Origin of the sequence: Acinetobacter sp. 40AMC3-4, from assembly GCF_049898185.1 — a bacterium.
Lineage (GTDB): Bacteria > Pseudomonadota > Gammaproteobacteria > Pseudomonadales > Moraxellaceae > Acinetobacter.
This window is the reverse complement of sequence record NZ_JAFCXG010000011.1, coordinates 52,032-73,234: the sequence shown is the minus strand read 5'-3', so window position 1 is coordinate 73,234 and position 21,203 is coordinate 52,032. Positions and strand designations below refer to the sequence as shown.

At 43.8% G+C, this 21,203-nt stretch carries 21 protein-coding genes; 9 read left to right on the top strand and 12 right to left on the bottom strand.

Features of this window, described 5'->3' with window-relative positions; genetic code table 11:
* Positions 1–57: 57 nt before the first annotated feature.
* Positions 58–681, bottom strand: coding sequence for a TetR/AcrR family transcriptional regulator (locus tag ACP7BU_RS12525; RefSeq protein ID WP_409666686.1), 624 nt, complete (start codon positions 679–681; stop codon positions 58–60).
* A gap of 148 nt (positions 682–829) precedes the next feature.
* Here ACP7BU_RS12525 and ACP7BU_RS12520 point away from each other — a divergent pair, with 148 nt between their 5' ends.
* The 9 genes from ACP7BU_RS12520 (at position 830) to ACP7BU_RS12480 (ending at position 10,353) form a co-directional block, all read left to right on the top strand.
* Positions 830–1,933, top strand: a complete 1,104-nt coding sequence (locus tag ACP7BU_RS12520; RefSeq protein WP_416706012.1) for an efflux RND transporter periplasmic adaptor subunit — start codon at positions 830–832, stop codon at positions 1,931–1,933.
* A 2-nt stretch (positions 1,934–1,935) separates the two neighbouring features.
* The gene (locus ACP7BU_RS12515; protein WP_425880046.1) at positions 1,936–5,073 is read left to right on the top strand and encodes an efflux RND transporter permease subunit; all 3,138 of its coding nucleotides are present in this window, start codon (positions 1,936–1,938) and stop codon (positions 5,071–5,073) included.
* Positions 5,074–5,204: 131 nt separating this feature from the next.
* Positions 5,205–5,582: a hypothetical protein gene (locus ACP7BU_RS12510; protein WP_005249514.1), complete on the top strand. Its 378-nt coding sequence runs from the start codon at positions 5,205–5,207 to the stop codon at positions 5,580–5,582.
* Between the two features lie 104 nt (positions 5,583–5,686).
* Positions 5,687–6,805, top strand: coding sequence for a molecular chaperone DnaJ (dnaJ, locus tag ACP7BU_RS12505; protein WP_005104999.1), 1,119 nt, complete (start codon positions 5,687–5,689; stop codon positions 6,803–6,805).
* Positions 6,806–7,404: 599 nt separating this feature from the next.
* Entirely contained in the window at positions 7,405–7,620 is a 216-nt protein-coding gene (locus ACP7BU_RS12500; RefSeq protein ID WP_004280856.1) for a cold-shock protein, read from the top strand.
* Positions 7,621–7,732: 112 nt separating this feature from the next.
* Positions 7,733–7,960 (top strand): hypothetical protein, encoded by a 228-nt coding sequence (locus tag ACP7BU_RS12495; RefSeq protein ID WP_004647679.1) that lies wholly within the window; start codon positions 7,733–7,735, stop codon positions 7,958–7,960.
* A gap of 69 nt (positions 7,961–8,029) precedes the next feature.
* Entirely contained in the window at positions 8,030–8,227 is a 198-nt protein-coding gene (locus ACP7BU_RS12490) for a hypothetical protein (RefSeq protein WP_004280859.1), read from the top strand.
* A gap of 602 nt (positions 8,228–8,829) precedes the next feature.
* Positions 8,830–9,651: a 4-hydroxy-tetrahydrodipicolinate reductase gene (gene dapB / locus ACP7BU_RS12485; RefSeq protein WP_425880045.1), complete on the top strand. Its 822-nt coding sequence runs from the start codon at positions 8,830–8,832 to the stop codon at positions 9,649–9,651.
* A gap of 57 nt (positions 9,652–9,708) precedes the next feature.
* Positions 9,709–10,353 carry an START domain-containing protein gene (locus ACP7BU_RS12480; RefSeq protein WP_425880044.1) on the top strand — a complete coding sequence of 215 codons (645 nt, stop codon included), beginning with the start codon at positions 9,709–9,711 and terminating at the stop codon, positions 10,351–10,353.
* A 48-nt stretch (positions 10,354–10,401) separates the two neighbouring features.
* Here ACP7BU_RS12480 and ahr read toward each other — a convergent pair whose 3' ends face one another.
* The 11 genes from ahr to ACP7BU_RS12425 form a co-directional block, all read right to left on the bottom strand.
* Positions 10,402–11,430 (bottom strand): NADPH-dependent aldehyde reductase Ahr, encoded by a 1,029-nt coding sequence (ahr, locus tag ACP7BU_RS12475; RefSeq protein WP_004647676.1) that lies wholly within the window; start codon positions 11,428–11,430, stop codon positions 10,402–10,404.
* 4 nt (positions 11,431–11,434) lie between these two features.
* Positions 11,435–12,016, bottom strand: coding sequence for a DNA-3-methyladenine glycosylase I (locus tag ACP7BU_RS12470; RefSeq protein ID WP_425880043.1), 582 nt, complete (start codon positions 12,014–12,016; stop codon positions 11,435–11,437).
* Positions 12,017–12,040: 24 nt separating this feature from the next.
* The gene (locus ACP7BU_RS12465; protein ID WP_071850146.1) at positions 12,041–12,286 is read right to left on the bottom strand and encodes a hypothetical protein; all 246 of its coding nucleotides are present in this window, start codon (positions 12,284–12,286) and stop codon (positions 12,041–12,043) included.
* Between the two features lie 15 nt (positions 12,287–12,301).
* The gene (locus tag ACP7BU_RS12460; protein WP_143115403.1) at positions 12,302–12,853 is read right to left on the bottom strand and encodes a M23 family metallopeptidase; all 552 of its coding nucleotides are present in this window, start codon (positions 12,851–12,853) and stop codon (positions 12,302–12,304) included.
* A 60-nt stretch (positions 12,854–12,913) separates the two neighbouring features.
* Positions 12,914–13,942, bottom strand: coding sequence for an A/G-specific adenine glycosylase (gene mutY / locus ACP7BU_RS12455; protein WP_425880042.1), 1,029 nt, complete (start codon positions 13,940–13,942; stop codon positions 12,914–12,916).
* Positions 13,943–14,104: 162 nt separating this feature from the next.
* Positions 14,105–14,464 carry an HIT family protein gene (locus tag ACP7BU_RS12450; RefSeq protein WP_026055739.1) on the bottom strand — a complete coding sequence of 120 codons (360 nt, stop codon included), beginning with the start codon at positions 14,462–14,464 and terminating at the stop codon, positions 14,105–14,107.
* A 93-nt stretch (positions 14,465–14,557) separates the two neighbouring features.
* Complete coding sequence (locus ACP7BU_RS12445) at positions 14,558–15,292, bottom strand: dienelactone hydrolase family protein (RefSeq protein WP_425880041.1); 735 nt, start codon at positions 15,290–15,292, stop codon at positions 14,558–14,560.
* Positions 15,293–15,456: 164 nt separating this feature from the next.
* Entirely contained in the window at positions 15,457–16,146 is a 690-nt protein-coding gene (locus tag ACP7BU_RS12440; RefSeq protein ID WP_222110638.1) for an FKBP-type peptidyl-prolyl cis-trans isomerase, read from the bottom strand.
* A gap of 48 nt (positions 16,147–16,194) precedes the next feature.
* Complete coding sequence (locus ACP7BU_RS12435; protein ID WP_425880040.1) at positions 16,195–16,899, bottom strand: FKBP-type peptidyl-prolyl cis-trans isomerase; 705 nt, start codon at positions 16,897–16,899, stop codon at positions 16,195–16,197.
* A 166-nt stretch (positions 16,900–17,065) separates the two neighbouring features.
* Positions 17,066–19,249: a polysaccharide biosynthesis tyrosine autokinase gene (locus ACP7BU_RS12430; RefSeq protein ID WP_425880039.1), complete on the bottom strand. Its 2,184-nt coding sequence runs from the start codon at positions 19,247–19,249 to the stop codon at positions 17,066–17,068.
* 435 nt (positions 19,250–19,684) lie between these two features.
* Positions 19,685–20,761 carry a polysaccharide biosynthesis/export family protein gene (locus ACP7BU_RS12425; RefSeq protein WP_425880038.1) on the bottom strand — a complete coding sequence of 359 codons (1,077 nt, stop codon included), beginning with the start codon at positions 20,759–20,761 and terminating at the stop codon, positions 19,685–19,687.
* Positions 20,762–21,203: the final 442 nt, after the last annotated feature.

Sequence of the window (21,203 nt, the reverse complement as noted above, 5' to 3'; positions counted from 1 at the left end):
TTTTTAGCAACTTTTAGGCCACATACGGTGATCGGTGATCAGTCCGAAAGAAAGGAGTTAATCCGGCAGGGCATATTTCAGCATAAACAGTTCAATGGCCTCGCTAATAATCTGTTGCTGTTCTGCGCTTGAAGGGGGAGGGCTGAGACCCAGCAGGATTTTCTGATGACGGGTTCCCGTCAGCAGGGACACGATCAGCTCGGTCTGTTTTTCTGGAAGATCGACCCGAATAAAGCGGTATTGCTGGGCCAGAGCAAAGAAATCATTCCAGACTGCATCCAGTTTGCTATGCGAGGCCTGATAAAACTGTTCTGCCAGAGGACTTTGCTGCGAGGCCAGTTCCATCAGTAGCAGGTCCAGCTTGATCGCTTCTGGTAAATGAATAATATTTAAAGCGCGCTGACAGGCCTGATAAAACTCCTGCGCAAAGTCACTGCTCGGCTGCAAGAGTTGAGGATGTTCATGCAGAATGGCTTCACAGGTATCCTCAATCGCACAGCTAAACAGGGTCGCCTTATCCTGAAAATGGTTATACACCGTCAGCTTGGTTACACCTGCCTCACGTGCAATCTGGTTCATGCTGGAGGCATGATAGCCATGCGCTAAAAACAGCGCTTTGGCCACGCTGAGTATGCGCTGACGCTTTTCCAGATCCTTGGGTCGTCCTACAGGTATTTGCACAATTTCTTCCAAAAAAAGTCAACACGGTCATTGCTTTGATGATTCAGTTGTAATTAGTGTACCTGGTGGTATATTAATTAAAAAACAAGCAATTCAATATATCAGCATAGTTTGCCCTAAAAAAGATGATCAGATAAGAGCGAATAAGATGAGCAGGATTTACAGCGTATTGGCTGGCATGGTGGTGCTTTGCAGCGTGACCTTAACCGGGTGCAGCAAAGATACTGCTGCAGCAGAACAGGAAGTTCCCTTTGTCATGGTGGCCACACCCACCACTTCACAGCATGAATTAAAAAGTTATGCCGGTGATGTGCAGGCGCGCCAGCAAACGGCGCTGGCCTTTCGGGTCGCTGGACAGGTGACCCAGCGCTTCGCCGATGTGGGTGACCAGGTCAAAGTCGGGCAAGTCCTGGCAACTCTAGATGTCAAAGATGCCCAGCTGCAGCTGAATGCAGCACGTGCCCAGCTGGAAAGCGCGCAGTCTGCCACTAAGATTGCTCAGGATGAATTACAACGTTTCAAGCAGTTATTGCCATCCAATGCCGTGAGCCGCTCACAATATGACGCGATCGAAAACCAGTACAAGACCGCCCTGTCAAATCTGAAGCAGGCACAATCCAATTATGATACCGCTAAAAACCAGACTGCTTATAACCAGCTGATTGCCACCAGAAACGGCGTGATCACTGCACGCAATATAGAAACAGGACAGGTGGTGGCTGCCGGGCAGGCGGCGTATGAACTGGCGATTGCCGGTGAGCGTGAAGTGGTAATTGGCGTACCGGAACAGGCTATTTCGGAGATCAAGGTTGGACAGGCAGCTACAGTGACATTATGGTCCAAACCTGAAGAAAAATTTGCCGCTTTTGTTCGCGAGATTTCACCGGCAGCAGACCAGTCGCGGACCTTCAGGGTTAAAGTTTCCTTACGTGAAGGCAATGGCCAGATCCAGCTGGGACAAAGTGCCCGGGTATTTTTTCAGCACAGCCGCGATAATATGCTCAGTGTGCCGCTATCCAGTGTCTCGGCAACGGATCAGCAGGCTTATGTCATGGTGGTCCAGCCCGATCATACCTTACGTAAAGTCCCGGTCCAGCTCGGTGCCTATGGCCGGGACAGTGTTCCTGTACTCAGTGGGCTCAAGCCGGAAGACTATGTGGTGATTGGTGGCGTACATCTGCTGCGTAACCAGCAAAAAATCAATCCGATTGATCGTGAAAACCGTCGTGTGACCATTCAGGCAGGGAGTTAAGCATGAACTTTAACCTGTCGGAATGGGCTTTAAAAAATAAAGGTCTGGTGCTGTATTTCATGATCCTGCTCGGTCTGATCGGCATCGTCTCTTATTCCAAACTGTCACAAAGTGAAGATCCACCTTTTACCTTTAAAGTCATGGTAATCCAGACCTATTGGCCGGGTGCCAGTGCCAAAGAAATCTCCCTGCAGGTCACTGACCGGATTGAAAAGGAACTGATGACCACGGGACAGTATGAGCGCATCATGGCCTATTCGCGTCCGGGTGAATCCATGGTGACTTTTGTTGCCAAGGATTCCCTGGCTTCGAAAGATGTCGCTGATGTCTGGTATAACGTGCGCAAGAAGGTGGGCGATATCCGGCATGAATTGCCACAAGGGGTACAAGGGCCGTTCTTTAATGATGAATTCGGCGATACCTTTGGCAATATTTATGTGCTCAAGGGTAAAGATTTTGACTATGCGACCCTCAAGGAATACGCCGACCGCTTACAGCTGCAACTGCAACGGGTCAAAGATGTTGCCAAAGTTGAGCTGATTGGCCTACAAGACCAGAAAATCTGGATTGAGATTTCCAATACCAAGGCCATTCAGCTGGGCGTTCCAGTCATGGCGATTCAGCAAGCCCTGCAGCAGCAAAATGCCACCACCCAGTCCGGTTTTTTTGAAACCGGTTCAGACCGGATTCAGGTGCGAGTCAGTGGTGCATTAAACAGTGTTGAAGAATTAAGACAGATGCCGCTGCTGGTCAATGGCAAAACTATTCAGCTGGGAGATGTCGCAGAAGTCTATCGAGGCTTTAGTGATCCGGCACAGCCCCGGATGCGCTTTATGGGCGAAAACGGCATTGGTATTGCTGTATCGATGCGCAAGGGTGGGGACATCATTGCCTTGGGTAAAAATCTGGAACAGGAATTCGCCCGCCTGCAAAAAGCTCTGCCACTCGGCATGGAGCTGCAAAAAGTCTCCGATCAGCCGGTGGCAGTCAAACGCAGCATTAACGAATTTATGAAAGTGCTGGCAGAAGCGGTGGTTATCGTATTGCTGGTCAGTTTTTTCTCGCTCGGTTTCCGGACCGGTCTGGTGGTGGCTTTCTCGATTCCGCTGGTGCTGGCCATGACTTTTGCCGGTATGCAGCTGTTTGATGTCGGACTGCATAAAATTTCCCTGGGGGCCCTGATTCTGGCTCTCGGTCTTTTGGTCGATGATGCCATTATCGCCATTGAAATGATGGCGATTAAGATGGAGCAGGGTTATAGCCGTTTACAGGCGGCCGGGCATGCCTGGCGCACCACGGCTTTTCCCATGCTGACAGGCACCCTGATTACCGCTGCCGGTTTCCTGCCGATCGCCACTGCAGCATCGAGTACCGGGGAATATACCCGTTCGATTTTCCAGGTGGTGACCATTGCATTGCTGGTGTCCTGGATTGCCGCGGTACTGTTTGTGCCATATTTAGGCGATAAACTTCTGCCGGATTTCAACAAGGATTTAATTCAGAAAGCGCCGTGGTATCAGCGTCTCTGGGCACGTCTACGCAAACAGCCAGAACCTCAGCCGATTGTGCATCATGCCGGAGAACATTATGACCCTTATCAAACCCGGTTTTATCAGGGCTTTCGCCGTTGGGTCGATGCCTGTGTGACCTATCGTAAAACTGTCATTGTTGCCACGGTCGGAATTTTTATTCTGTCTATTTTAATGTTTAAGCTGGTGCCGCAGCAGTTTTTCCCACCCTCGAACCGGGCTGAAATTCTGGTGGATCTCAAACTTGAAGAAGGTGCTTCACTGAAGGCCACTGAAGCTGCAGTAAAAAAAGTAGAAGCCTTTTTATCGAAACAAGAGGGCATTGATAACTATGTGGCTTATGTCGGGATGGGTTCGCCGCGTTTCTATTTACCGCTCGATCAGCAGTTGCCGCAAACCAGTTTTGCCCAGTTTGTGGTATTGGCTTCATCGCTGGAAGACCGTAATGAAATCCGCAAATCCTTAAGTGACCAGATTCGCAGGTTATTGCCGGAAGTGCGTACCCGGGTGTCCTTGCTGGAAAATGGTCCACCTGTGGGCTATCCACTGCAGTTCCGGGTATCGGGTGAAGACTTAGGATTAGTTCGTGAATGGGCGCAGAAAGTTGCAGCCACCGTGGGAGAAAATCCAAATACCACCAATGTGCATCTGGACTGGGGCGAGCCGAGCAAAGTCATCAAATTACAGATTGATCAGGATCGTGCCCGTCAGCTTGGGGTGAGCAGCAGTGAACTGGCCAATGTACTGAATAGCTCGATTTTAGGGGCCGGCATTGATCAGTATCGGGAAAAACGTGAACTGATCGAAATCCGTTTACGTGGTGCTCAGGCTGAACGGGTGGAGGTAGCATCTTTAGCCAGTCTGGCCGTTCCAACCGCAACCGGTACATCGGTACCTTTGGCGCAGCTGGCCAAAATTGAATACAGCTTTGAAGAAGGCCTGATCTGGCATCGTAACCGCTTGCCGACCATTACTGTGCGTGCCGATATTCGTAGCAAACTGCAGCCCGCTACTGTGGTCAATGAACTCAAAGAGCCACTGGAAAAAATCCGGGCAGAGCTGCCGAATGGCTATCTGCTGCAAGTGGGCGGTACAGTTGAAGAATCGGCTCGCGGACAGAACTCGGTGAATGCCGGCATGCCTTTATTCCTCGCAGTCGTCATGACCTTGCTGATGATTCAGCTTAAGAGCATATCACGGGCCTTTATTGTATTTCTGACTGCACCTTTGGGCATTATCGGAGTAGTGTTATTCCTGTTAATTTTCAATAAACCTTTCGGTTTTGTTGCGATGCTCGGGACGATTGCCTTATCGGGAATGATCATGCGCAATTCGCTGATTCTGATTGACCAGATCGAGCAGGATATTCAGGCCGGAGAGTCGCAGTGGGATGCCATCATCAATGCCACAGTACGCCGTTGTCGTCCGATCGTATTGACCGCACTGGCTGCAGTTCTGGCGATGATTCCCTTGTCCCGCAGTATTTTCTTCGGGCCGATGGCGGTGGCGATTATGGGGGGGTTGATTGTGGCGACATTATTGACCTTGTTTTTCCTGCCTGCCCTATATGCACAGTGGTTTAAAGTGAAAAAAAGTTTAAATTCTGTTTAAATTTGTCATAATTTCAGGTGCGAAATTTGGAAATTTTCAATATAGTAGCACCTGAGATTTTTATAATTTAAAAAAATAAGTAATTGCTGCATTGGCCGAGCTGCCAATACGGTAACGAGGTTGAACCGAACATGACTCAAGATACATTAACCAAGATGCGACGTTCCGTAGCGATGGCTTATGTCTTCATGTTTTTGGCCTTATTTACCCTGTTTAGTGGACTATTGGCCTACTGGTTCGCACGTAAAGTCGCTCAAGTTGATTATGCCGAGGTCTGGTTACAGGCACAGGCGCTGTGGATCATGCGCAATATCGTGATTTATACCATTTTGGCGATCTTCGCTGCGCTGTGGTTTATTCCCCTGTTTTTCTTTGCCTGGGACAGCCAGTTATGGGTCAAAGCCTGTGTGGTGACCGGCGTGATTTTCAGCTTTATTGCTTTTATTTTCCTGATCAATGCCTGGTTTAAAGGCATCCATAAATTCTCTCAAAACAAAGCTGTGTTCTAAAGCATATAATTTTTTTCATATTTCCCCTTGTAAAACTCGGTTTGACCCCAATTTCAGACCTCAGTTGAATATTAAACAAAATTCCGTGAGGAGCATCGCCAGACATGGCTAAACGTGATTATTATGAGGTTTTGGGCGTCGCTAAAACCGCTAGTGATGATGAAATCAAAAAAGCCTACCGTAAGTTGGCGATGAAATATCATCCAGACCGTAACCCGGACAATGCTGAAGCTGAAGAGAAATTCAAAGAAGCAGCAGAAGCCTATGAAGTGCTCTCTGATGGTGAAAAGCGCAGCATGTACGACCGTATGGGCCATCAGGCCTTTGAAGGTGGTATGGGCGGCGGTGGCGGCTTCGGCGGTGGTTTCAGCGCAGAAGACATTTTTAGCCAGTTCGGTGATATTTTCGGTGGTGCTTTTGGTGGCGGCGGTGGTCGTGGCCAGCAGCGCGCACGCCGTGGTTCTGACTTACGCTATGTGATGGAACTGACCCTGGAAGAAGCGGTCAAAGGCGTCAAGAAAACCATTACCTTTACTGCACCGGCACCGTGTGATGCCTGTGATGGTAAGGGTTCAAAAAATCCAAACGATGTAGAAACCTGCCGTACCTGTCATGGTGCTGGTCAAGTGCGCATGCAGCAAGGTTTCTTCTCCGTACAGCAAACTTGTAGTACCTGTCGTGGTCAGGGCAAGATCATCAAGAACCCATGTAATAAATGTCATGGTTCAGGTGTGTCGGATCGTCAGCAAACTCTGGAAGTCACTATTCCTGCGGGTGTGGATAATGGCGACCGCGTTCGTTTGACCGGTAAGGGTGAAGCAATCCGTGATGGTCAGTCAGGTGACTTGTACGTAGAAGTGGTGGTGCGTGAGCATGAAATCTTCCAGCGTGATGGCGCTGACCTGTATATGGATGTGCCGGTATCAATTGCTGATGCAGCCTTAGGTAAGGAAGTTCAGATTCCTACGCTGGATGGCCGTGTTAGTCTGAAAATTCCTGAAGGTACGCAAACAGGTAAACTGTTCCGTTTACGTGGTAAGGGTGTTAAACCGGTACGTACCAGCATGCAAGGTGACTTGCTGTGCCGTATTGTGGTAGAAACTCCAGTCAACTTAAGTGCACGTCAACGTGAACTGTTAAAAGAACTGCAAGAAACCATGGATGGTGAAGATAGCAAATCATCACCAAAGAAAAAATCATTCTTTGATCGTTTGTTTGATTAATTGAGTGAAAGTAAAAAAGGACGCTGAGGCGTCCTTTTTTATTATGTAGATAAGATACTCTAGATTAGAAGATGCTATTTATTGTTTGATAAGTCTCGCTTAAACATAAAAACCGCCTAAAAAGCGGTTTCTGTTTTTATATTTGACTATCTAAATAGAAAGTATGAGTCCAAATTTGGAGGGTGATAGATATTTTGTAAGTGAGAAAAAAGCATCATTCCCGAAATTAAAAAGGCCAATATTGTTATTACAGAGCTATATAATCGCATTCATTACTTATCAAATTTACCAGTACAGCAGATTACTCTTATTTTGTTATCATGACAATGAAAGCTTAATCTTATTGAAATAATTATAAATTTTACTTTTTAATAAATAAAATAAATATATATATAAGAAAACTTGATTAATTAAATTTTTCGTGTATAGTTAACTTAACTAGAAAAAAGTCTTGTTTCGGTAAATCTTCTTTAAGTATCGTAGTTTTAGTCATAATCCTTCGTTTTTTTTCAGATTTTAAGTCTCATTCTTTATTATTTCAAAGTTATATTCAGTCAATAAATTGACTAAAAATTATTAAAAAATTAGTAGGATATATTATGTCAAACTCAAATGTTGTTAAAGGTACTGTAAAGTGGTTCAACGAAACTAAAGGTTTTGGTTTCATTCAACAAGAATCAGGTCCAGATGTTTTTGCTCATTTCAGCGAAATCGCCAGTTCAGGTTTTAAAACCTTAATGGAAGGCCAACTGGTTGAATTCAGTGTAGCTCAAGGTCAAAAAGGACCGAATGCTGTAAATATTGTTGCTATCTAAGCAAGAATAAACAGTAAAAAAAAGCACTTAATAAGTGCTTTTTTTATCGTTCAAAATTTAATTTTAAGTTATTTTCCAAATTGGAAAAATCTTTAGAAAAACAGGATTCAAGTTGTTAAAAATAAATGATTTAATTGCAAAATCTAAAAATGGTACTGAAATTATTGTTTCGTTAATTCCTCTCAATAAAATGCAAAATACACGTCAGGGTTTAAAAAGAATTGAAGTGGGTAAAAGAGTTCTTCTTTCATCTGGAGTTGAGGTAGATTTAAACTTAGATGGCCGTACATTCTATACTTCTCTAAATCAATTATTTAAGCTAAATCATAAAGTTATTTAAAGATAAAATTAAGAAACATCAATTTTTAGTGGAGATTTTGCCACTTTAACTATTATTAAAGGTATAGATATGCTTAAACAAAGTATCAGTGTGAAGGATCAGTTTGGGGCTCAACACGCTATTCAAGCAACAGTCGATCATCATTTTTCTAAAACACAATCTCATTCCAATATAAAACATATCACTGTAGATGGTGAAGATATTCGTCCCAGTTTTGAAATGTGCTTTCAAAGTACCTTAAGTGGAAAAATTTTCAAAATTGTATAGACCAGGCAAATTTTGCTTTAGGTATTATTATTTTTAATAAGTTCCCTAAGAGCTAGATAATTCATTTGCTCAATCTAAGGACTGATTTTTGTATAAAGCAAAATTGAGTCCTTTTAATCTCAATAAGACTTAAAATCTTATCTGCTCATCAATTCAAAAGTAGATATTCATAATTAAAATTTAGTAAAAAGTCTTGCATAAGAATCCTGTTAATCTAACTGAGATTTAAATCATCAAGATTTTGAGCTCAATTAATAATGGCGAGACTAAACAGGAAAAACTGTATTGGCAAGTCGTCTGTTTAACTTCACAAATCAGTAATCTCAGTAAATCAATGCAAAATCATAGCGATAAAATTATGAATAAGCTTATTTCAGTTATATGAGTAATTGCTAAAAACTATATGACGAGTCAAGTTGATGTATATCGTATAGCTTTGACGGAAGTGATTGCCTAACTTCTTAAGCTTGATTAAAACTCTTATCAATATCAGTGATTTCACTCTTTGAGTATTTTCATTGATTTTTATGCAATGCATCTTAGTGTTATTCTGCAGTTTTGCTATAGTAAGAGCAATTTTGGATCAACATCAGGACTATGTTATGTCAGCTACACCACGCATTGGGATCTTAGGTGCAGGCGGCCGTATGGGACGTATCCTTATTCAGGCAGTGCATGAAGCAGGTTATCAGTTGGCGGCTGCGGTAGAACGCCCTGAAAGTACACTATTAGGTGCAGATGCGGGTGAACTTGCCGGAATTGGTGCAACAGGTGTCAAGGTGGTGGGTAGCCTTAGCGATGTAGTCAAAAACTGTGATGTGGTGATTGATTTCACTGCGCCAGCAGCGACCGTCAATCATCTGAAAATCTGCCGTGAAGCAGGTGTCGCCATCGTGATCGGTACGACGGGTATGAATGATGAGCAAAAAGCCTATCTGGATCAATCTGCGACGGAAACTCCTGTAGTGTATGCAGCGAATTATTCAGTGGGTGTGAATGTATCGATCAAATTGCTTGAACTGGCCTCTAAAGTTTTTGGTGATACCGTAGATATCGAAGTGATTGAAGCACATCACCGTCACAAAGTAGATGCGCCATCGGGTACAGCTTTGATGTGGGGTGAGGCGATTGCGGAAACTTTAGGCCGTGACCTGAAAGAAGATGCGGTCTATTGCCGTGAAGGTCATACCGGTCCGCGTGAGCGTAAGAGCATTGGCTTCCAGACCATTCGTGGTGGCGATATTGTCGGTGAACATACCGCCATGTTTATTGCCGATGGGGAACGTGTGGAAATTACTCATAAAGCGACCAATCGCATGAACTTTGCTTCTGGTGCGGTACGTGCTGCGGCTTGGGTCGTAGGTCGTGAAGCGCGTAAATATGATATGAAAAACGTGCTTGGTTTTAACGATATTCAGGTTTAAAACCGAGTTAAAATCATTTATAAAAAAGTATAAAACTAGAATAAGACGAATAATATAATGCAAAAAATGATTTTCCTGCTCTGTGCAGTGGCACTTGGTGCCATTGCACAGGCAAAGCCTGTCGGGACGCCTAAACTCAGTATTCATAAAAATAATATCAAGGTCTGGACTTACCAGAATGAAGAAAACCCGGTCTTTCTCTATAAAGCTGAAACCACCTATACTGCGCCTGTTGAAAATGCCGTTTCCCTCATTTTGAATGTTGAGCATGCCGTGCAATGGGTTCCCTATATGGGTAGCATCAAGATCCTGTCCCGCGATGATAAAAAAGGTGACTTTACCCTGTATATGGTGCTGGATTTTCCATTTCCCTTAAAAGACCGTGACCTGATTGTACAGGGCAAGATGATCAAGGAAGCCAATGGCCAGATCACCATCAAGAATAAAGCCATCCAAAGTGGCTATCCTTTAAATCCGGATTATGTGCGTTTAACCGATTATCAGGGCGACTGGACTTTTCAGAAACTAGCCAATAACAAGGTCAAGGTTTCAACCTATGGTTATGCCAATCCGGAAGGTTCTATTCCTTTGACCTTCGTAAATATGTTCGTGCAACAACAACCTTATCAGATGCTGCAGAAAATGAAGACCGAGCTGGCCAAGCCTTCACCTATTGCGGTCTTGCCTGAAGCCCTGCAATAAAAAAGACCCAATCGCTGGGTCTTTTTAACAGCTAAAAATAGGCAGGATTTAAGCTGTAAAATCTGCTTTAAGTACAATCCGGTAACGGGCTTTGCCAGAATGCAGATGTTCAATCGCCTGGTTCAGTTGTGACATCGGGAAGACTTCAATTTGCGGAGCAATATTTTTACGTGCAGCAAATTGGAGTAACTGACGTAATGCCGCCGGCGAACCTGTCGGTGAACCGGTAACTGACTTGGCTCCACCAATCAGCATGCCAGCCGGAATCTGCATCGGCTCAAGTGGTAAACCCAGCATATGCACAGTGCCATTCGGTGCCAAAGTTGCCAGATAAGCCTGCCAGTTCAAGGTGACATTGACAGTACTCAGTAATAAATCAAACTTGCCACGCTGGGCTTTTAATGCAGCGACATCACGACTGTTCACTACATGGTCAGCGCCCATGGCTTTCAGTTCATCAGTTTTATCCAGGTTCGAGGTGAAGGCAGTAATTTCACAGCCCCAGGCTTTCAGCAGCTTGATGGCCATATGTCCTAAACCGCCAATGCCAATTACGCCCACATGATGAATGGCCTGAATCTGATGTTTCAGGATCGGATCAAAGACGGTAATCCCGCCACAGAGCAGGGGTCCGGCACTTTCAGGATCAAGATCTTCGGGTAGGGGAATGACCCATTGCCAGCCGGCACGCACTTTGTCGGCAAAACCACCGGCATGTCCGACAATGGTCGCCACCTGACCGCCAGTACACAGCACTTGCTGGCCCGAAATACAAGGATCGCAATATTGACAACTTTCCGCTGTCCAGCCGATGCCAACCCGTTGCCCAACTTTCAGGCCTTTGGCTTCTGCACCCAGATGGGTAATGGTGCCGATAATCTCATGTCCTGCTACGACCGGATACACTGAAGAACCCCAGTCATTGTTAATGACTGAAATATCAGAATGACAGAGACCGCAGTATTCCACTTTGACTTCGACCTGATGCGGCTGCAGTTCTCCGGCATCGAATTGATAAGGTTCCAGTTCCGCACCTGCGGACATGGCAGCATAAGCTTGAATAATATTATTCGACATGATTTCAGCTCTTATTTAAATGCGAGGATATTGTTTTAAAGTCACAATGATTTTCATGGTCATCGACCATACCAACGGCCTGCATAAAGGCATAGCAAAGGGTGGGTCCGACAAATTTAAAACCAGCCTGTTTGAGTGCTTTAGACATCTTCTGGCTCTCAATGGTTTGAGCAGGCGCCTGACGATAATCCACAACATCATTATTCAATCGCGGTTGCTGGGTAAAAGACCAGAGCCATTCCACCAGATTGATTCCTTGCTGTCGGAGCTTCAGCCATGCTTGGGCATTTTCGCGAATGGCATTGAGTTTGCCGCGATGCCGTATCAGGCTAGCATCTTCAAGTTTTATTTGGAGTTGTTGATCTGTAAGTGAGGCGATAGATTCGATCGAATATTGAAAAAAATGTTCACGATAAGCTTCACGTTTTTTAAGAACGGTAATCCAGGCCAGACCGGCCTGCTGTCCTTCCAGACACAGCATTTCAAACAGGCGATTTTCATCCAGTAGGGCCTGTCCCCATTCCTGATCATGGTAGGCAATATACAGTGGATCATCGGAGCACCAGCCACAGCGTTGCACAGTCATGTGATGCTCCTTGTTTTTATGGTTTTATAATTTAAACACAGTCCATTGATCCTGCTGATTGTCCCAGTACGACAATTCAGCCTGATCCAGATCGCTAAATAGAATCCACATATCTTTACCGGCCTTGTCGGCATAACCAGTACTGATCAGAAGCGCATCCTCGGTAATTTCCATCACCCAGCCCTGGTAAGTTTGACCATTCAATACAATTTTTTGTTGATTGCCTGATTCAGCAAATTCTACCAGACGATTGATCAACGCTTCTGACATGTAAATATCCTAAAATTAACGTAAATAGGGATAGGGATTGACCACACCGCGACCCTTACCCTGTAAATAAATTCCATAATGTAGATGTGGTGCAGTGTGCCGGGCATTACCGCTGTTGCCGACATAACCGATCAGCTGGCCTTTTTTGACATAGTCGCCCACTTTTAAGCCACGTTTATGTCCATCCAGATGCGCATAATAATGCCAGGAGCCGCCCGGGCCCAGAATCCAGACTACTTTACCACCCAAATTGTTGTTACGTAAATCTGCAATCAGGCCCTCAGTCGCGCTAAAGACTTCGGTTCCACGTGGAGCCATGATATCAATGCCTTCATGTAAACGTCCGCGACTGCGCGAAGCGCCCCAGGTATCTGATAATTCACGTGCCTGTACGCGTGCCACCGGGATGGGCAGAGAGGACGGCACTCGCATACTTTTCAGTTTTTGCACGACGATAGGATTGAGCTGTACAGCAGGGGGTTTTTTCGGTGTACTGCTACAGGCGGTTAGTAATATGGCAATTAAAGCCACCCAGGTCAAAGCAAGATATTGGCGCACGCTATTCATCCTTAAATATTGGCAATGCTCATTCTGAGCTGATCGGTTTTTTGCTTTGTCCAGACTATGTCATACATTTACCGCAGAGATCAATTTTTTCATCGCTGTTGGAAGACCGCAATCAATGCCTGTCTCTGGACGCATCCAGTTGCCTTGCAGTTCAATCGCCAGATGTTCCTGCTGATCCTGATCCACTGCAAAAACGATTGCTTCAAGCTGCCAGGTGAAGTGGGTGAAACTATGGCTGATCTGGACTTTTTTGAGGATATTTTTCAGGCCAAGTTGCTGGCATTGCTGTTCAAATTCATGTGCATTTTCAATAATTGGCAGACACCAGAGACCGCCCCAAAGACCGCTATTGGGACGTTGCTGCCAAAGCCAGTCTGTACCGGACTGGATTAGCAGGACCTGAGCAGAGCGTACAGGAACTGGTTTTTTGGCCTTTTTGAAAGGCAATTCATTTTCCAGTCCTTGCTGATGTGCCTTGCAATGCTGCTGCATTGGACAATACAGACACAAAGGCTTTTTCGGGGTACATACGGTCGCGCCCAGATCCATAATTGCCTGGGTATAGTCATGATTGCGTTCGATAGGACAGAGTTGTTCTGCCAGTTGCCATAAGGCACGCTCATGCACCGGTTTGGACAGATCATCTTCAATGGCAAAGAAACGTGACAATACCCGTTTGACATTGCCATCCATGATTACGCCATATTGACGTAAACCGAGTGACATCAAGGCGCCAGCGGTTGAACGGCCAATGCCGGGCAAGGCCATCCATTCTTCCAGAGTATGAGGGAACTGCTGCTGTGCTGTCACGATGCCGGCAGCTTTATGCAGATTTCGGGCGCGGGCATAATAGCCGAGACCTGCCCAGTAGGGTGCGACCTCATCCCATGAGGCATAACCTAAGTCCTGAACAGTCGGAAAACGCTGGATAAATCGTTCAAAATATTGCAGTACAGTTTTGACCTGGGTTTGCTGCAACATGATTTCAGAGACCCAGACTTTATAGGGATCATCTGTCACCTGCCAGGGCAAGTCATGACGACCATGCACATCAAACCATTCCAATAGGGCATCTGAAAATACGAACATGAATACCTAGCAACCGAATAAGCAGCAGCTAGTATAGCGGAATCAGCAGGGTGGGAATGTGAAAAGTGGGATAAAAACGTAGATGTTCATCGAGCTTGATAGAACTTGGCTTTCATAAAAATAAACGCTCCGTAGAGCATTTATTTTTGATAAAGAATCCGGTTAATCGTTAATTCCCCAGCGCTCATCCAGCTTTAAGGTTTTGCCTGCATAACGCGGAATAATATGAATATGCAGATGTTCTACCTTTTCCTGAAATACTTCACCATCAATAAAGCCGACATGAAAACCGGCAGGCTGGTAACGTAATTGCAGTTCATTGCGTGCCTGTTCCAGTAAGGACATCAAACTTTTACGTTCTTTGTCAGTCACTTCGAAAAACGAGGCCACATGCCGCAATGGAATAATCACACAGTGACCTTCGGACAATGAATTCGGTTCAGGCAACACCACACCATAATCATTTTTGGCAATGACATCATATTCGTCAAAATTGCAGTAGGGGCAGTTGGTTTCAGCCATCATACACATTCTCCTCTGGTAGGATTTATCTTCTTTTCTTCATGAAGTATCTAAAATATTCAGCCTGTGAACAAGCCGGATAGTTGTTTCTATTTATGCCAAATGGCAGTCTAGCAAGGCATACATTGCTGCCAGACCTTTTTGTTCCGCTTCTGCATTGTAACCAAGATCCACACCATTGGATTTGGCCCGTTCATCCGCAAGCGGGTTGCTAAAGCCATGTTTGGCATTTTCAAAAACAATCACTTCATGCTCGACTTTTGCTGCATGCATTTCCTCACGGAAACCGGCCACATCATCCAGGGTCACCATGCTGTCCAGTTCACCATGTAGCACCAGGATTTCCGCCTGTACCTGACCTTCCTGAGCCGGTGCTTTCGGAGACAGGTTGGCATGGAAAGTCGCCACCACTTTTAAAGGTGCATTAGAACGGGCCAGATCCAATACGACTTTGCCGCCGTAGCAGAAACCAATCGCTGCAAGTTTCTCAGCATTGACTTCGTCCTGTGCTGCCAAGGTATTCAGCGCTGCGGTTGCACGATTCACAATGGTGTCAGGATCCTCGAAAGTCTGCATCATCCATTCATATGCCTGATTAGAATGGGTAGTCACTTTTTTATCACCGTACATGTCCATGGCCAAGGCCGCATAGCCATGTTCTGCAAGTTCACGGGCGCGCTGTTCGGTATATTCATTCCGACCCCACCATTCGGGTGCGACCAGTACACCGGCAACAGGGGTATCTGTTTCTGGTGCGGCAAAATAACCAATTAATGGGCTGCCATCCTGCGCAGTATAATGAATTTCGCGAGTCTTGATTGCTGCCATGCTGACGTCCTCTATTGTTGTTGAATTGCTTGATTAAAACATAACATAGCAAAACTGATCGGAATGTGACATGAAAACCTGCGATTTAAGGATACTTAAGCCCATAAAAAAAGAGAGGCCAATATAGAACCTCTCCGATTTTAGATCTGGAAAAATAGGACTTATTATTTAATAATTTCCAGTAATTCCACATCAAAAATTAAAGTACTGTTCGGTTCAATTACATCCCCTGAACCAATCTGTCCATAGGCCAGTTCGGCCGGAATGAAGAAACGATATTTGGCACCTTCTTTCATCAGCTGTAAACCTTCGGTCCAGCCGGTAATGACTTGGGTGGTACGAAATACCACGGGTTGATTACGGGCAATCGAGCTGTCAAAAACCGTACCATCGATCAAACGGCCTTCATAATGTACGCGGACATTACTGTTTGCGCTCGGCGATTTACCTTTTCCTTCCTGAAGAATCTGATATTGCAAACCTGATTTTGTGGTTTTTATCCCCGGTTTTTTTGCATTTTCAGCCAGGAAAGCCTGACCAATTTTGGCATTTTCATCAGCCTGCTTTTTCAGGGTAATCAGCTCTTTGGCTTCAGCCTGACGCTTAAATTGGGTCAAGACTCGCGCCATGTCTTCCTCACTTAAAGTCGCCTGTTTCCCAGCGGCTGCCGCTTTTAAACCGGCACTGAAGGCATCCAGATCAATGCCTTGTAAGGAATCGGCATTGCTTTTTCCCATCAGATAACCAAAGCTGTAGCCGACCTGTTCAGCCTCAGGACTTTTATTGGTAATTTCTTTGGCAAACAGACTGCCAGAACTCAGCAGTAAAACCATCAAACTTATTTGTATTTTCATGATTCATTCTCAAAATAAAGGAGAGCGCGTTGCTCTCCTTTTCGTGGATTATTTTACTTCGATGAGTTCCACATTAAAAATCAAAGTACTGTGTGGAGGAATCGTACCTGGCACGCCCTGTTCACCATAACCGAGTTTAGATGGGATATACAGAGTGGCTTTACCACCTTCTTTCATCAATTGCAGACCTTCGGTCCAGCCTGGAATGACCTGATTAAGTGGGAACTCAATCGGCTCGCCACGTTCAACCGAACTGTCAAACACGGTACCATCGACCAGTTTTCCAGTGTAATGTACTTTTACAATTGAACTTGCTGCAGGCTGCTTGCCCGTACCTTCTTTGGTCACTAAATATTGCAAACCAGATGCCGTAGTTTTTACCCCAGCTTTTTTGGCATTTTCGGTCAGGAAAGTATCACTTGATGCTTGAGCCTGTTTGGCACTATCCACTTGCTTCTGCTGCATTTCTTTTTGGAACTGCTCATAAGCTGCTTGTAATTCTTCTTCAGTATAAGCAGGAGCAGTACGGGCATGACCTTCGCGAACGCCTGTCACAAAGCTGTTAATATCCAGCTCAGGTGGAGTTTGATGAGCGACTTCATAACCGAGTGCATAGCTAATTTTAGAAACAGCAGAGGCATCTTTAGATGCTTTTGAGGTTTGAGCAGCTGGGTTTTGAGTTGCATAGTAAACAGGTACTAGCGCGGCACCGCCTAAAAGAACAGCGACAGCAATCGGTAAGGCCTTACTCATGTATTATTCCAATCTAATGTTATCGTTGAGGTTCATTCCATCTTAGCAGAAAATTTTGAGAAATCTTGCAGAATGGGTGGTTTTTTAGCAAGCGGACACCGCAGTTGTGTTGAAGTTTAAAGATATAAAAAAACCAGCAATAGCTGGTTTTTTTATCTAAATGGGATCAGCCATTTTGTTCTCTAGACTTATAACTGTAAATGTAATCATAACTATAGCTCCCCCCGGCTGAACGCTGGATATCATTCAGGATAAAGCCATTTACGATACAACCGGCCTGTTTAAAGCGGTTTAATGTAAGCTCTAGCTCCTTCATTTGTGTTTTTGCATAGCGCGCCACCACTAAATTCAGTCCGACATATCGGGATACGATAATCGCATCCGTAACAGCCAATACAGGTGGTGTATCAATAATGATATGGTCATAGTGCGGAATCAGAGATTGTAGTAATTCCTTGAAGCGTACTGAATTAAGAAGCTCAGAAGGGTTTGCTGAACTTTCACCACAGGTGATTACATTTAAGTTCGGAACATTGGTGTTTTGTACCACCTGTTCTAATGTAATCTGCTCATTCAGGTATTCAGTTAATCCATGTTGATTATTCAGATCAAAATATTTGTGGATATGACCACGACGCAAATCGGCATCAATCACCAATACGCGTTTGTTTTTTTCCGCCATAATGACTGCCAGATTGCTGGAAACAAATGATTTCCCGACTTTTGGTGCTGGGCCTGAAATCATGATGATGTTGTTCTTGGCCTGGCTTAGGGCGAAATGACTCGCTGTACGTATGCTTCGTAAGCTTTCGATCGCAATATCATCGCTATGTTTAAGGGCTAATACAAAAGGAATTTTTTTCTTTTTGAGTAGTTTTAGCCCAGGTTTCTGACTCGGAGAATGGGCAATATTCGCATATACTGGAAGCTCCAGTTGATATTCTATTTGACTGCTATCTTTCACACCAGAACGCAGCATATTGCGGAATAATGCCACCAAGATTCCCACAAAAATACCGAACCAAAAGGCGAGGAACAGAATCAGTGGTGTTTTCTGTTGCACCTGGTCAATCGGTTCAAGTGCGGTATCAATGATATGTACATTGCCAATCTCACCTGCTTTGGCAACACGCAGTTGTTGGTATGAATTTACCAAGTTGGTATACAGTTGCTGTTTGACTTCGACTTCGCGTGACAGTTGCAAATACTGGCGTTGTATCTCTGGAATATTTTTGAGTGTTGTATTCAGTTCACGAATCTTGCCATTGATCACACGAAGTTGAGCCGTAATTTCTCGCATGGCTGGATGTAGTGCTGCATATTTGGCAGCTATTTCTGCCTGTCTCTGTTCAAGTAAGACTTTTTGCGTTTCTAAGGTGACGCTCTGATTTAAATACAATTCAGATTCTTTAGCAATATCAACTGTATTATGCCGTTGACGGAACTGGTTAAAGGCGAATTCTGCATGATCAAGCTGTTTCTTTAAATCTGGTAATTGTTCATCCAGAAACGCCAGTGTCTGCGCTGTTTCTGTTGAACGGCGCGTAATATTATGCTGGCTATAAATCGCTAAAATCGTGTTCAGGACTTTAGTGATGTGCTGTTTATCTTGACCCTGATAGCGAAGCTGCAGAACTCCACTCAGTTCTCCTTTTTCTGTCACTGAATAATTGGCAAGAATAGAATCAATCGCTGTTGGCAACGAGAGTTTTTGTATCCGGTAACTGCGATCTAGATTATCTTGACTAAAGATTGCAATTTTCCAGTCTCCCTGTGCAGTTTTGGCTTGAACGGGCTGGTTAAGTGCACCCTCAAAGACAGTTTCTTCTGTCACTGGATTGATCAAGATAAAGCTCTGTGGTTGAAACTTCAGTAGGAGATTTTTATCCTGGTACGCTACGGGAACTTCAAACTGACGGATATCAAAGCTTTTTTCACCTTCTTTAAAGCGTACAGTTTCGGGTTGATATTCGGTCTGAGAATTTTTGCCGTAAATGAGGCGATTGATAAAGGAGTCTTCAGTGCTCGCAATATGGAGATCCAGATTTAAACGATCAATCACTGATTCCAGAATCGTGCGTGATTTTAAAACCTCAATCTCAGCATTTGATGAAGACATCTGACTAATAATACTTGACAAGCTGCCTAATAAGGCAGCTGATGCCCCTTTATTTTCTTCGACCTGAACGATGGCATCTACCTTATAGTTGATGGCTGCGGTACGCATGTACAGCAATACTGCCATCAGGCTGAGCAAACCACATAAGAGGATGAGCTTCCATTGCGAGAGCAGGGAAAAGAACACCCCTTTTAGGTCAATCATATTTTCGGTATTGTTATTTTTGTTCATAATTCTACTATCTAAAAGTTTAAAAGTGATTTTTCCAGTCGATGATATATTTTTAAATAAAATTCTAAAAAACTAATCAAAGACTTGCTGCTTTTCTGAGAAAGAATCCTACATATTTTGGTTTTATTGTCCTTTCTTAAAATATATCAACCAGCTGAAGGCCAGATATTTTTATTATGATCAGAATAATACGGTTTCTATTTAATCTGTTTCATATCGAGTTTTGAGCACCATGGGGTTGCAGGCGAAGTCCGTGGGCTTATATCAAAATAGTGGGTGTTCATTGATGACTATAATTATTCCAACTCACTGAATTTATAAATTTAATCTACGAGTGCAGGCGGATCTTATGAATAAATTTTCAGTCATTAATTTATACCACCCATATTTCCTAAAAGACCCCGAAAAGATTTTTAATTTTCATAGCTGAGTTACCTATCGTATAGCTGAATCAGCGACATATGAAAATGGAAGAATCTGGCTAACAACGCGTTCCCAACGAGTCAGACCTGTGGCATCAACATAGACAATGTCATTGCTACGCATTTTGAATTGTTTCGCCAAGCCAAAATCTCCAAGATTTTTTAGACTTAAGTGATATATTTCAGTCATCTGATTGTCCGAGTTGCCACGTAAGACATAAATCCGGCTAGAACTCGCGGAATAGGGATTAATCCCTTCACTTTCACCCAATACATCAGCGAGAGTCATGCCTTGGTCACGTATTGGTAAGGGTTTATTGGCACTGGCTTCACCCATGACATAGATCTTCTGGTTTTCACGAGGACTGATATAAAGAGTGTCATTCGGTTGAATCAATAGCTTATGCAAGGAATATCCAGCCTTTTCCAGTGCAATGGTATTCAGGTCATAGGTTACACCCTGCCGCACAAGTTGAATCGAAGTAGAGTCACCTTGCTCATTAATACCACCCGCCAAACCGAGTGCTGTATAAACACTGACTGGTTGATCAGACAAGTAAAATTGACCAGCTGATTTCACATTACCGACCACTGAATAGCGTTGTCCCTGATAGGAAATGACCCTCACCACCACATCCGGGCTGTTTAAGTAGGGAATTAATTGACGCCGTACTTCCTGATTCACTTGCGGAAGGGTTTTTCCAGCTGCTTTATAATGGCCAATGAACGGAAAGTGGATATAACCATTTCGGTCAATTTGGTAGCCGTTGTTATTATCACTTGCTGTAGGAACGGCGCTAATTTCAGGATAGGCCCATAATTGAAAGGATAAAATATCACCTGGATTCAAACGGTAATCCTGCACCTCAGTCTGAAATAAAGCAGCATAATGGCTAAGATTATGAGTTTGGGCAGACTGCAATACAGGCAGGGTGTCCTGATTCAATTTTATTAGATTGACTGGAGTTCCTAGTTCAGTTTGATAGATTCCTTCTTTTGGTAAATCATATGTTTGAAAGCCGGATATTGCTGCACATCCAACTAGAGATAGGCTGAAGGTAAAAATACCTAAAAGGTGTCTATAGTTCACTTGAAACCCCTTTATTTTTATATGTTCAGAATTGGTATTTATTAATAATTATTAATTTTTCTAATTCGATTTATGTGATTAACATCTAAAAAATATAATAGATCACATACCTTGTCTATAGCTATTTTTAAGTCAATTTAATAAGTTTAAAAAAATATACTGCGAAAAGATGGACGAAAATGGACGTGAAACCTTGATTAAACAAGCTATAGAGATATAGCGAATTACTTAAGTTTTAGAATAAGGATTAATTGTTTCCAATTGTTATTTTTTAATAGATGATGTAACTAAAAAATTAAGAACATAATCATAGTCAATATAGGAAAGTATTTTTATATAATTTTTATCCAATCTAAAGGTTTTTTAGATCATTGAATTTTATTAAATTTAAATAAAATTTAAATGATTTATAAGAAAAATTAATTTAAAATAATTAAAATAA

Excerpts from the sequence above, each read along its gene's own strand:
- ACP7BU_RS12450 (WP_026055739.1), bottom strand. The coding sequence starts at position 14,464 with ATGGCTGAAACCAACTGCCCCTACTGCAATTTTGACGAATATGATGTC.
- ACP7BU_RS12445 (WP_425880041.1), bottom strand. The coding sequence starts at position 15,292 with ATGGCAGCAATCAAGACTCGCGAAATTCATTATACTGCGCAGGATGGC.
- mutY (WP_425880042.1), bottom strand. The coding sequence starts at position 13,942 with ATGTTCGTATTTTCAGATGCCCTATTGGAATGGTTTGATGTGCATGGT.
- dapB (WP_425880045.1), top strand. The coding sequence starts at position 8,830 with ATGTCAGCTACACCACGCATTGGGATCTTAGGTGCAGGCGGCCGTATG.
- ACP7BU_RS12510 (WP_005249514.1), top strand. The coding sequence starts at position 5,205 with ATGACTCAAGATACATTAACCAAGATGCGACGTTCCGTAGCGATGGCT.
- ACP7BU_RS12435 (WP_425880040.1), bottom strand. The coding sequence starts at position 16,899 with ATGAGTAAGGCCTTACCGATTGCTGTCGCTGTTCTTTTAGGCGGTGCC.
- dnaJ (WP_005104999.1), top strand. The coding sequence starts at position 5,687 with ATGGCTAAACGTGATTATTATGAGGTTTTGGGCGTCGCTAAAACCGCT.
- ACP7BU_RS12490 (WP_004280859.1), top strand. The coding sequence starts at position 8,030 with ATGCTTAAACAAAGTATCAGTGTGAAGGATCAGTTTGGGGCTCAACAC.
- ACP7BU_RS12470 (WP_425880043.1), bottom strand. The coding sequence starts at position 12,016 with ATGACTGTGCAACGCTGTGGCTGGTGCTCCGATGATCCACTGTATATT.
- ACP7BU_RS12515 (WP_425880046.1), top strand. The coding sequence starts at position 1,936 with ATGAACTTTAACCTGTCGGAATGGGCTTTAAAAAATAAAGGTCTGGTG.
- ACP7BU_RS12460 (WP_143115403.1), bottom strand. The coding sequence starts at position 12,853 with ATGAATAGCGTGCGCCAATATCTTGCTTTGACCTGGGTGGCTTTAATT.
- ACP7BU_RS12465 (WP_071850146.1), bottom strand. The coding sequence starts at position 12,286 with ATGTCAGAAGCGTTGATCAATCGTCTGGTAGAATTTGCTGAATCAGGC.
- ACP7BU_RS12440 (WP_222110638.1), bottom strand. The coding sequence starts at position 16,146 with ATGAAAATACAAATAAGTTTGATGGTTTTACTGCTGAGTTCTGGCAGT.
- ahr (WP_004647676.1), bottom strand. The coding sequence starts at position 11,430 with ATGTCGAATAATATTATTCAAGCTTATGCTGCCATGTCCGCAGGTGCG.
- ACP7BU_RS12430 (WP_425880039.1), bottom strand. The coding sequence starts at position 19,249 with ATGAACAAAAATAACAATACCGAAAATATGATTGACCTAAAAGGGGTG.
- ACP7BU_RS12500 (WP_004280856.1), top strand. The coding sequence starts at position 7,405 with ATGTCAAACTCAAATGTTGTTAAAGGTACTGTAAAGTGGTTCAACGAA.
- ACP7BU_RS12480 (WP_425880044.1), top strand. The coding sequence starts at position 9,709 with ATGCAAAAAATGATTTTCCTGCTCTGTGCAGTGGCACTTGGTGCCATT.
- ACP7BU_RS12520 (WP_416706012.1), top strand. The coding sequence starts at position 830 with ATGAGCAGGATTTACAGCGTATTGGCTGGCATGGTGGTGCTTTGCAGC.